The organism is Tenacibaculum todarodis (assembly GCF_001889045.1).
Taxonomy (GTDB): domain Bacteria; phylum Bacteroidota; class Bacteroidia; order Flavobacteriales; family Flavobacteriaceae; genus Polaribacter; species Polaribacter todarodis.
Map to the genome: position 1 here is coordinate 243,345 of NZ_CP018155.1, position 11,885 is coordinate 255,229.

Annotated in this window: 10 protein-coding genes and 1 tRNA gene; 4 read left to right on the forward strand and 7 right to left on the reverse strand. The window is 31.0% G+C overall.

Translation table 11 applies throughout. The annotated features are described in order from the left end of the window. Positions 1–50 precede the first annotated feature (50 nt). The 7 genes from scpA to LPB136_RS01185 all read right to left on the reverse strand — a co-directional run bounded on the left by scpA (position 51) and on the right by LPB136_RS01185 (position 6,480). Complete coding sequence (scpA, locus tag LPB136_RS01155) at positions 51–2,111, reverse strand: methylmalonyl-CoA mutase (RefSeq protein WP_072554380.1); 2,061 nt, start codon at positions 2,109–2,111, stop codon at positions 51–53. Next, positions 2,104–3,450 carry a methylmalonyl-CoA mutase subunit beta gene (locus LPB136_RS01160; RefSeq protein ID WP_072554381.1) on the reverse strand — a complete coding sequence of 449 codons (1,347 nt, stop codon included), beginning with the start codon at positions 3,448–3,450 and terminating at the stop codon, positions 2,104–2,106. The genes scpA and LPB136_RS01160 overlap by 8 nt, the downstream gene beginning before the upstream one ends. Next, on the reverse strand, positions 3,450–3,767 hold the full coding sequence (locus LPB136_RS01165) for an FtsB family cell division protein (protein ID WP_072554382.1): 318 nt from the start codon (positions 3,765–3,767) through the stop codon (positions 3,450–3,452). The genes LPB136_RS01160 and LPB136_RS01165 overlap by 1 nt, the downstream gene beginning before the upstream one ends. A 3-nt stretch (positions 3,768–3,770) precedes the next feature. Then, positions 3,771–4,376: a uridine kinase gene (gene udk / locus LPB136_RS01170; protein WP_072556867.1), complete on the reverse strand. Its 606-nt coding sequence runs from the start codon at positions 4,374–4,376 to the stop codon at positions 3,771–3,773. 97 nt (positions 4,377–4,473) lie between these two features. Next, a tRNA-Thr gene (locus LPB136_RS01175) sits at positions 4,474–4,547 on the reverse strand. A 54-nt stretch (positions 4,548–4,601) separates the two neighbouring features. Continuing rightward, positions 4,602–5,483: a TIGR01777 family oxidoreductase gene (locus LPB136_RS01180; RefSeq protein WP_072554383.1), complete on the reverse strand. Its 882-nt coding sequence runs from the start codon at positions 5,481–5,483 to the stop codon at positions 4,602–4,604. Next, complete coding sequence (locus tag LPB136_RS01185) at positions 5,476–6,480, reverse strand: alpha/beta hydrolase (protein ID WP_072554384.1); 1,005 nt, start codon at positions 6,478–6,480, stop codon at positions 5,476–5,478. Before LPB136_RS01185 ends, LPB136_RS01180 begins: the two co-directional genes overlap by 8 nt. Positions 6,481–6,701: 221 nt before the next feature. On the opposite strand from LPB136_RS01185, the gene LPB136_RS14175 reads away from it, so the two are divergent. The 4 genes from LPB136_RS14175 to LPB136_RS01205 all read left to right on the forward strand — a co-directional run bounded on the left by LPB136_RS14175 (position 6,702) and on the right by LPB136_RS01205 (position 11,846). Then, a complete protein-coding gene (locus LPB136_RS14175; protein WP_072554385.1) occupies positions 6,702–7,352 on the forward strand; it encodes a DUF4331 family protein in 651 nt (216 codons plus the stop codon). 26 nt (positions 7,353–7,378) lie between these two features. Beyond that, complete coding sequence (locus LPB136_RS14180) at positions 7,379–7,930, forward strand: DUF4331 family protein (protein ID WP_072554386.1); 552 nt, start codon at positions 7,379–7,381, stop codon at positions 7,928–7,930. Positions 7,931–8,085: 155 nt separating this feature from the next. Continuing rightward, entirely contained in the window at positions 8,086–9,381 is a 1,296-nt protein-coding gene (locus LPB136_RS01200; protein WP_072554387.1) for a tetratricopeptide repeat protein, read from the forward strand. Positions 9,382–9,617: 236 nt separating this feature from the next. Further along, the gene (locus LPB136_RS01205) at positions 9,618–11,846 is read left to right on the forward strand and encodes a TonB-dependent receptor (protein ID WP_072554388.1); all 2,229 of its coding nucleotides are present in this window, start codon (positions 9,618–9,620) and stop codon (positions 11,844–11,846) included. Positions 11,847–11,885: the final 39 nt, after the last annotated feature.

Sequence of the window (11,885 nt, forward strand, 5' to 3'; positions counted from 1 at the left end):
TATCAGTCGTTAGCGAATTTACCTAAAAAGAAATTTAGAAACAAACCAAATTATTCAGCAACACTGTCAATTAATATAGTAAGCATATCAATTGCAGCTTGTGCAATTTTGGTTCCAGGGCCAAAAACACCAACGGCACCAGCGTCAAATAAAAATTGATAATCTTGAGCAGGAATAACGCCACCAACAATTACCATAATATCTTCTCGATCGTATTTTTTAAGTTCTGCAATCACTTGCGGCACTAAAGTTTTATGTCCAGCTGCTAAAGATGATATACCAAGAATATGAACATCGTTTTCTATAGCTTGTTTTGTAGCTTCTTGTGGTGTTTGAAAAAGTGGACCAATATCTACGTCAAAACCTAAGTCGGCATAACCTGTTGCAACCACTTTTGCGCCTCTATCATGACCATCTTGCCCAAGTTTGGCAATCATAATTCGAGGTCTTCTACCTTCTAATTCAGCAAATTTGTCAGCTAAATCAGTTGCTTTTTTAAACAATTTATCGTCTTTAATTTCTTTACTATACACGCCAGAAATGGTTTTATGTACTGCTTTATGTCTGTCAAAAACAGTTTCTAAAGCATCAGAAATTTCACCTAAAGTGGCTCTATTTCTTGCTGCTTTTACAGCCAAATCTAATAAATTTCCGTTACTTGATTTTGCGCATTCCGTTAAATCTGCCAAAGATTTTGCTACTTCTGTAGCATTTCTATCAGCTTTTAAGGTATTTAAACGATCAATTTGAGATTGACGAACGGCTTCGTTATCAACTTCTAAAATATGTAAAGGTTCTTCTTCTTTTAATTGATATTTATTTACACCTACAATTACATCCTTTCCACTGTCTATTTTTGCTTGTTTTATTGCTGCGGCTTCTTCAATACGCATTTTCGGAATTCCTTTTTCAATAGCTTTTGTCATTCCGCCAAGTTCTTCCACTTCTTGAATTAATTCCCACGCTTTGTTGGTAATTTCTTCCGTTAGTTTTTCAACGTGATAACTTCCTGCCCAAGGATCTACCGTTTTGGTAATATGAGTTTCTTCTTGTAAATATATTTGTGTGTTTCTTGCAATTCTAGCAGAAAAATCGGTTGGTAACGCAATAGCTTCGTCCAACGCATTTGTGTGCAAAGATTGTGTTCCGCCAAAAGCTGCTGCCATAGCTTCAATAGTAGTTCTAGCAACATTGTTAAACGGATCTTGTTCTGTTAAAGACCAACCACTTGTTTGGCAATGTGTACGTAAAGCTAATGATTTTGGGTTCTTCGGGTTGAATTTTTGAACAATTTTTGCCCATAACATTCTACCTGCTCGTAATTTTGCAATTTCTTTAAAATGATTCATTCCAATTGCCCAGAAAAACGAAAGGCGAGGAGCAAAGGTGTCAATATCCATTCCGGCTTCAATACCTTTTCTAATATATTCTAATCCGTCTGCTAACGTATACGCTAATTCAATTTCTGGCGTTGCACCCGCTTCTTGCATGTGATAACCAGAAATAGAAATCGAATTAAATTTCGGCATATTTTCAGAAGTAAACTTAAAAATATCCGCAATAATTTTCATCGATGGAGTTGGTGGATAAATGTACGTATTACGCACCATAAACTCTTTTAAAATATCATTTTGAATGGTTCCTGCTAATAATTCTGGAGCAACTCCTTGTTCTTCCGCAGCAACAATATAAAAGGCTAAAATTGGTAAAACGGCGCCGTTCATTGTCATTGAAACCGACATTTTATCTAACGGAATTTGGTCAAATAAAACCTTCATGTCTTCCACAGAATCAATGGCAACTCCTGCTTTTCCAACATCACCTTGCACACGCTCATGATCAGAATCGTAACCTCTGTGCGTAGCTAAATCAAACGCAACAGAAAGTCCTTTTTGACCAGCAGCTAAATTTCTTCGATAAAAAGCGTTGCTTTCTTCCGCAGTAGAAAAACCTGCATATTGCCTAATTGTCCAAGCTCTACGAACGTACATTGTTGAGTAGGGTCCGCGTAAATTAGGCGCTAATCCAGCAACAAAATCTTCGTGTTTAAACGAAGAGTTTTCTTGTTTATTTTTGTCTAAACTGATATTTGAAACGTCTTTTCTACTCATCTTTCAGTCTTTCTTGTTCTAAATTTTCAGCTAATCTTTTTTGAATAAGTGGCTGAATTAATGTTTTTTCTGAACGTTTTTTAACAAATGGAAACAATTCTAAATCGTTTTTCATTTTGTCTTCTTCGTTCTTAATTTTGTTTGTTCCAAGTAGCACGAGTTCTCCAGCATCAAACTTTGCCTGTTCTTTATCGGCAGATTCTTTAATTTTCTTCTGAATAATACCTTCTTTCAATTGTTTTAAAAATCCACCACCATTTTCAATCAACTTAAAAATTTCTAACGCTTTTTCGGCTAATTGTTCTGTAATACTTTCGATATAATACGTTCCGTCTGCAATATTTTGAGCTTCAGAAAGTTCACTTTCTTGTTGTAAAATTAACAATTGATTACGAGAAATACGTTCGCCAAATTCGTTGGATTTATGATAGATTGAATCGTAAGAATTGTTAGAAACGGTGTCCGAACCTCCTAAAATTGCGCTCATGCTTTCAGAAGTAGTTCGTAACATATTTACGTTATAGTCGTACAAAGTTTTGTTACGCAAACTTGGTTGTGTAAAAATATGTGCTTGGCTAGAAGTGTCGTATTCTTTTAAAAGTGAAGTCCACAAAACTCTAAAAGCTCTTAGTTTTGCAATTTCAAAAAAGTAGTTACTTCCTACTGAAAATTTAAAATAAATTTTCTCAGCAACATCTTTTCCAAAATGATTTAAATATTCATTTGCATGTGCTAAAGCGTACGCCAATTGTTGTACAATATTTGCTCCTGTATTTTGATACAATGAAACATTTATTGCAAGAGAATTATTTACATTAGAAACAATTTTCTCTAATTGTTTATGATCTTCTTTTAGGTTGATAAACCAATTACCTGTTTTGGCTAAATTGCCAATAATATCAATATTGTAAAAACAGTTTTTAGAATTTGTAAATGCTGCAATTTCAGTTGTAAATTCTGCTGATAGAAAATTAAAATTGAAATAAATTTTAGTAAAAGCTAGATCAATATTTTTAAGCGTCGTTTTGTAATCAAATGAGCTGTTTGCTGTAAATTCAATTGCTGTAGCTCCACGTTTTAAAGCATCAATAGCTAATTGATTGGCAACTTTTTCATCATCAATAAAAATTGATTGACAAATTTTAAATCCGTTTTTAGAAACACTTAAAGCTGTGTTAGTTTGATCTTCTTTGGTGTAGAATGGTTTTACGGTTATACCTTCATCAGTATGCCAAAGTAGTGTTTCATTATAGTCTAAGCCTTTTAAATCTGCTTGAATTTTTTGCTTCCAAGCTTTGGGCGTCACTTCATTAAATTCATCAAATAAATAGCTGCTCATTACTTTTTTATGGTATCAAATTCTATTATGTAAACGTCTTCATTTTCTCTTTTCATTAAATACTTTTCACGTGCATAGCGTTCTAATGATAAAGAGTCTTGTAGTTTTTCTATGGTAGATTTATCGTCAGATATTCTGTTCTTATAATAATCTATAGAAGTTTCTAATTCGTTAATTTCTTTGTTGAATTCTCTATGTGTTAAGAAAGAATTTTCATCAAAAAAAAACATCCAAACAACAAAAATAGTTAAAGCTAAAACATAAAAATTTGTAATAACTTTAAAATAAGGCTTTTGTTTTAGTTGTTTAAAGGTCATGTTTTATAGTCTTTCGCTAATAACGGTTCTTACAATATCTATGGCAACAGTATTATACCTGTCATTAGGTATTATAATATCTGCGTAGTTTTTTGTTGGCTCAATAAATTGCTGGTGCATTGGTTTTAAGGTGTCTTGATAACGGCTTAAAACTTCATCAATATCTCTTCCTCTTTCATTAATATCTCTTCTAATTCTACGAATTAAACGTTCATCTGCATCTGCATGCACATAGATTTTAATGTCGCATAATTTACGTAATTCTTCACTGTTAAAGATAAGAATTCCTTCAACAATAATTACTTTTCTTGGATGTGTTTTTATTGTGTCTTTTGTTCTGTTGTGTGTTACAAAAGAATATACAGGTTGTTCAATAATTTCTTCTCTTTTTAAAGCTGATAAATGCTGAACTAATAATTCAAAATCAATTGCTCTTGGATGGTCGAAATTTATCTTTGTTCTTTCGTCGTAAGAAAGGTTATCTGTTGCTTTGTAATAAGAATCTTGAGATATTACACAAACTTCATCTGATGGAAGTTGATTTATAATTTGATTTACAACGGTAGTTTTTCCGCTTCCTGTTCCTCCGGCAATACCAATAATGAGCATGTTTTTCATTTGTAAATTTTATGAAATAATTGAAAACAAATTTAGTGAATTTAAACCATAAAAAAAGACATCTGAAAAGATGTCTTTTTAATTTAAGAGCCGATGGAGGGACTCGAACCCACGACCTGCTGATTACAAATCAGCTGCTCTAGCCAGCTGAGCTACATCGGCTTTTTTTTAACGCGACAAAGAAATATAAATTTTTGAAACTGCGCAACAACTTTTTTATAAATTTTTCAATGCTTTTTCTAATGTTTTAAATTTGAATTTAAATCCCAGATTTTCAACCTTTTCTGAAGAGACTCTACTTCCTTTTAATAAAATATATGCCAATTCTCCTAAAGCAGTTTTTATCACAAAACTTGGAGCATTCATTGGTAAAACAGGCTTTTTTAAATTTTTTCCTAATGCTTTGGTAAAAGAGTTATTGGTTTGATGTTCAGGAGATACAGCGTTTAAAATACCCGTGTATTTTGTGTTTTCTATTGCATTTATATACAGGTTACACAAGTCTTCTATATGAATCCAAGGCATATATTGTTTTCCGTTTCCAAGAGCTGAAAGAAACAGTGGAGTGTTCATTTTTTGCAAAGCGCCACCGTTTTTTGCTAAAACAACACCTGTTCTTAAAATGCTAACAGGTACATTTAGTTTTTTAAATTGATTTGCTGCTGCTTCCCACTTTACACATATTTTAGAGATGAAATCATTTTCAGGTTTATCATCTTCTGTAAAAATTGTATCGGAAGTTATTGCTCCATAATAACCAATTCCGGAAGCAGAAATAAAGCCTTTTAAATCAATTTCTAATTCTTTTACTTTTTTAAACAGTAGATTGGCAGATTTTACTCTACTATTTATGAGTTCTTGTTTTCTTTTATCTGTCCAACGTTTATCTGCAATTCCAGCGCCAGCTAAATGAATAATATGTGTAATATCTTTAAAAGCTGCATCGTCTATATATTCTTCTGCAATATTCCATTTAAATTCATTTTTTAAAGTAGGGTTTCTTGTAAGAATAACCACACTATAGTTTTTCTCTTCTAATTTTTTTTGAAGATATTTTCCAACTAAACCCGTTCCTCCCGTTATTAATATTTTATTCATGCTTTTGTGGTTGTAATTTTAAAATTGTGTCTGCAAACTTGTAAATTTCTTTTTCTACAGTTTTATATTCTTCCGTAAAAAAACGTGATGCAATAGAATGATTTTTAGCTTCAGGTATTGCAATTTGATACTTTTTATCTTCTGAAGTTGAAATTTGTTCAAACATTTCTTTCATTCTTTTTACGGAAACTGTTTTGTCTTGTTCTTCTTCATTTTTATAATAATACGCCATAAAAATGGGTTGTTTTATTTTTTGAAAAACTTCCTTTTTCATGGTTGCTTGTATCATTGCTTTTAAATTAACAATGGCTTCAATTCTGTATTTTGAATACCAGTATTTTTCAGCTCCGTTGGGTGGTTGCCAAGTTTGATAATCTCCACCCATTATTAATCCTAATAATTGTTTTCCCCAAGGTTTAGTAACCAAGTTAGAGTTGGTGTCATAAATATCAATATTAGGAGACGATAAAATTAAAGCTTCAATTTCTGGGTTCTCAGAAGCTAAAAACAAACCAGCTGTTGCACCAGTACTTACACACATTAAAATCACTTTTTCACCCATTTGTTTACCAATTGCAATGGCTTTTTTGGCTGATTCTAAATAACCTTCAGCAGTAAATTCTATTAAAGGCTCTTTGTCTTTTAGACCATGTTTGTATAACCTCGGAGCGTAAAGGTTTGCTCCATATCGTTTAGCAAAATTAGTATAGATTACTTCTGTTTCTGCTGGACTTGCTGAAAAACCATGCAAATAAACTACTGCGTATTTTGTTTTCTTAGGAATGCTATCTGCCCAAATTAATCTAGAATGATTTCCTTCTCTAATATTTGTATTACTGTTTTCTTTAGCAATTGAACTTTCAATTTCTAATAAACTTTGTGTGTTTGCTGTTATTTGAGTTGTTAATATTGGTTTGGCTGCTTTAGGTCCAATTATATATATAAAAAGGAGAAGAAGTAAAAGGAATCCTAAGTATTTGAGTATTTTTTTTAGCATTTAGTAGCATAATTAGTGATTAATAATTGTAAAAATACAAATATTAGAGGTGTAATTCCTTTAAACAAAATTAAAAAAATAAAATTTATTTCACTTTTAAATAACTGAAAATCAATGTTATAAAAAATAATTTAAAATAAATTCAAAAAAAATAAAACCGCACCTTCTTTTTTCTCGTAAGTATGGTTGAACAATAATAATTAACTAAAAATTTACAAATCATGAAAAAAATGAAATTAATTTTAGGAGGATGTGTTTTACTAACAGTAGGACTTTTTTTATACGCCGCCGATCACATTGATGCACCAGCTGTAAGCGGAGGATCAAGTGATATTACAGATTTTTACGCCTTTCAAGCAGAAGACACTAATAATATTGTGTTTGTAGCAAATGTGCAAGGATTATTAAGTCCTACAGCAACTGAAGCTGCAAGTTTTGATGAAAACGTATTAATTGAATTTAATATTGATACTGATGCAGATGCAGTAGAGGATTTGGTTATTCAAGCAATTCCTAGAGATGGTAAAATGTATTTCTTTGGACCTTTTGCTCCAGGAACTACTGGTTTAAATAGTACAATTGGAACTTCTAGCGCAGCAGGAAGTGTTGATATTAGTGCTTATAATAATGCTCCTGCAATTGGTTACGCTGGAGATATGAAGTTTTTTGCTGGGCCAAGAGATGATCCTTTCTTTATGGATTTTGCTCAATATGGCGAAATAGTTGGTGGTAATGCATCAAGTTTTAACAACCCAGGTTCAGATACTTTTGCAGGTTCAAATGTTATGTCTATAGTTATTGAGGTTCCTAAATCTACAATTGGAGGTTCTGGATCAATAAATACTTGGGTAGAATCTAAAGTAAAATCATAATTAATTAACTACTAAAAACTTATAACATGAAAAATATTAAATTAATACTATTATCAATCTTTTCAACTGTAGCTTTAACAAGTTGTAGTGATGATAACGATAGCCCAGCAATGATGCAAACTGATTTTTCAGGTACTTTCGTACAAGCAGATCAAATGGGTAGACCAGCAATTAACACAGTATTTGTTAATTCAGACAAAAAAGATATGTTTAATACAACCGTTCCTTCTGAACAAGGAGCAAGTTTTCAAGCAATGTTTGAAACCAACTTAAAAGCATTAAGTCCTGCATATGCAAATATGGGAGACGAAAACGCTTTAGGTTTAGATGCAGCAGCTTTTACGGGTGTATTGGCAACAGATGTGTTAACGGTTTCTTTAGATGGAACAACAACATTTTATGATGGAACAAATGTATTAACAGGAAGAGCTTTAGCAGATGATGTAATTACAGTTGAATTATTATTGATTTTTGGAGGAGAGGATTTTTCAGAAAATCCGAGCTTATCAGATGACAATGTATCGGCAAATGACAAACCCTTTTTAACGTCATTTCCATACTTAGCATCACCTTGGTAAGATTAATTCAGGTTTTGTTTTCATAGTGCGAAACCTGAATTTTAAAAAAACGAACACTATCTCAGTTTACTTTTACCCCTATTCATAATTTTGGTTAATATTTTTTGAAAGGAACTGGATAGTGTTTTTTAACCAATCATAAAAACTCTTATATAATGAAAACATTAAAATACATATTTACGTTAGTGATTGCAATACAGTTTTTAAGCTGTACAATTGATAAAGAAAAACAAATTACAAACGTAACAGACTATAATCAATTTTTAGAATTAGAAGGTAACGATACATATAATTTAGCAAAAACGGAAGAAGCATTTTGGAGTACAAAATTGCAAAAATCACCAACACAATATCCTTATTTAAGTAAAATTGCGTCAGCAAATAATGCTATGTTTTCTTCAAAAGGAAGTATTGAATATTTAATAACTGCTGAAGAAAAATTAATACAACTTAACAAAAAAACAAATTATAATAATGCTGCTAATTTAAGAGCATTAACAAGAAATTATATTTCTCAACATAGATTTAATGAAGCTTTAGAATTACTTCTAAAAGCCGAAAAAAATGGAGAAAACTTAAAAGCAACGCATAAAATGTTGTTTGACGTTCACCTAGAATTAGGTAACTACAAACAAGCAGAACAATATTTATCGGAATTTAAAAACTTTTCAGATTTCGATTATTTAATTAGACTTTCTAAATGGAGCGACCATAAAGGAGATTTGGCTTCGGCAATTAACTTCATGGAAAAAGCTACTGAGTTTGCAGAAATGTCTAATAATAAAGACTTGAAAATTTGGTCTTATACAAATTTGGCTGATTTTTATGGACATAATAACCAGATTCAAAAATCATATAATTACTATTTAAAATCGTTAGAATTACAACCAAACAATGCATATGCTAAAAAAGGAATTGCTTGGATTGTGTATTCTTATGAGAAAAATCCGAAAGAAGCATTAAGAATTTTAGATGCTATAATGGAACAACACAAATCTCCTGATTATTTTTTATTGAAAGCTGAAATTGCTGAATTTATGGGAAATGAAGTTGAGAAAGATAAAAATATTCAACAATATATAGCGTCATCTTCAAATAGTTTATATGGAGAAATGTACAATCAGCATAATGCTAAATTGTATTTGGAAGATGTAAATAAACAAGAAGAAGCTTTAGTTCTAATAGAAAGAGAAATTAAAAATAGAGCTACACCTCAATCTTACGATTTACTTGCGTGGGCTCACTATAAAAAAGGAGCTTATAAAAAAGCTTTAGAAGTTTCTGAAAATCATGTTTTAAATAAAACGTTTGAACCAGAAGCACAATATCATTTAGCTGAAATTTATAAGGCAAATGGTTTGTCTGAAAAAGCTTTAGAAATAAAAATGGATTTGTTAGAAAGTGCCTATGAATTAGGTCCTTTAACTACAGAACAAATTCAGAAAATTTAGTTGATTGAAATTCGGGGGACTTTCAATTAACCCTGTTAGTAATAAATTTTATAAGAGGGTTTGTTATTAACAATAAATAGCCGCTCAAAAGGCGGCTATTTTCTATTAAAAAATAAGAAAATTTTAAGATTTAAAATAAAAATTGAGGTATAGGTAATTCTTATATTTCGAGTTTAGATTTTTTTTCATTTATTATTCCAAAAACAACTACGAATCAACTTTTTAAAACAAAAACATTGAAAACAAAAACTATATTAACTGTCTTTATAGCTTTATTTAGCTTGCAAAGTTTTTCGCAAACATTCTCAGGTCGTGTAATTAATACAAGTAATGAGTCATTAGAAGATGTATATGTCTATAATACAACTTCAAACAGTCACACACATACAAATGTAAATGGTCTTTTCTCTTTAGAAAACAGTAGCATTGGAGATATAATTGAAGTAGCTATTTTAGGTTATGAAAAGAAAAAAATTACCTTAAATGAGTCTAAACTTAAAAATGAAACGACATTAGTTTTAGAAACTAAAGTGTTTTTATTAGATGAATTGGTATTAACTAAAAGAATGGATCCAATTCAAACAGTTGTAAAAATGGATTTAGCTAAGAACCCGGTTAATTCATCACAAGAAATTTTACAAAAAGTGCCAGGTTTATTCATTGGTCAACATGCTGGTGGAGGTAAAGCTGAACAAATATTTTTACGAGGTTTTGATATTGATCATGGTACAGATTTAAGCTTGTCTGTAGACGGAATGCCAGTAAATATGGTTTCTCATGCGCATGGACAAGGTTATAGCGATTTACATTTTTTAATTCCTGAAACTATTCAGAAAATAAACTTTGGTAAAGGTCCTTATTACGCAAATCATGGAGATTTTAATACGGCTGGTTATGTAGATTTTAAAACAAAATCTACAATTCAAGAAAGCCAAATAAATATTGGTATTGGTCAGTTTAATACCTTTAGAACTTTAGGTTTGTTTAATTTATTAGGGAAGAAAACCAATGAAAATGCATACGTTGCTATAGAATATTTAGCTACAGATGGTTTTGTGGAATCTCCTCAAAATTTCAGTAGAATTAACTTATTTGCTAAATACAACACCTATTTAAAAGACAATAGTAAGTTTACTATTTCTACTTCACATTTTACAAGTAAATGGGATGCTTCTGGGCAAATTCCAGTAAGGGAAGTTGCAAACGGAAACATAACTCGTTTTGGTTCTATTGATGATACTGAAGGAGGAGAAACTTCAAGAACAAATCTAAATTTACAATACAATAAAACGTTAGATAATGATGTAGCGATGCAAACTAACGTTTTTTATACAAAATATGATTTCAAATTATTTTCTAACTTTACGTTCTTTTTAGAAGACCCAGTAAATGGAGATCAGATTAAGCAATATGAAGACAGAGATATTTTTGGTTTTAATACACAGTTTTCTAAAGATGTAACCATTTTTAATACTGAAGCAAAAATTACTGCCGGAACAGGTTTACGAAACGATAATGTAAAAAATGTTGAATTATCACACACATTAAATAGAAAAACTACGCTTAATAATATTCAGTTGGGTGATGTAAATCAAACTAATTTTTATGCTTTTTTAAATTCTGAATTTGAATTTGGAGACTTTACAATTGAGCCAGCTTTACGTTTAGATTATTTTAAATTTCAGTATAATGATGCATTGCAGCCAACTTATTCAACAGAGTCGGCATCAAAGGCAATAGTAAATCCAAAATTAAATTTCACCTATACTCCAAATGAAAATGTACAATGGTTTCTAAAATCGGGTATTGGTTTTCATTCAAATGACACACGTGTAGTTGTAAAGCAAACAAATAAAACCTTACCAAGAGCTTATGGTTTAGATTTTGGAAATAGTTGGAAGCCAACTTCAAAATTAATAATAAACACAGCGCTTTGGTATTTGTTATCTGAAGAAGAGTTTGTGTATGTTGGAGATGCAGGTATAGTAGAACCTTCAGGAGAATCGCAACGTTATGGTTTAGACTTAGGAATACGTTATCAATTTACAGATTGGTTATATTTTAATACAGATGCAACATTTACAAAAGCTAGAAGTTTAGAAGAAGCTGCTGGTCAAGATTATATTCCTTTAGCGCCAGATGTTACTTTAACAGGAGGTTTATCTTTAAATGATTATCACAATTTTTCAGGCGGAATTAACTATAAATATATTGGTGATAGAGCCGCTAATGAAGATTACTCAATTACAGCTGAAGGATATTTTGTTGCTGATGCAAATTTAAATTATAAGATGAATGCTATAACACTTGGTGTATCCATAGAAAATTTATTTGATGTTGAATGGAATGAAACGCAGTTTGCAACAGAGTCTAGATTGCAAAATGAAACAGATTCAGTAGAAGAAATTCATTTTACTCCAGGAACGCCATTTTCTGCAAAACTATCTATTAGTTATACATTTTAAAGTTTAGTTGGTTGGAATTCGGGGGACTTTCAATCAGCC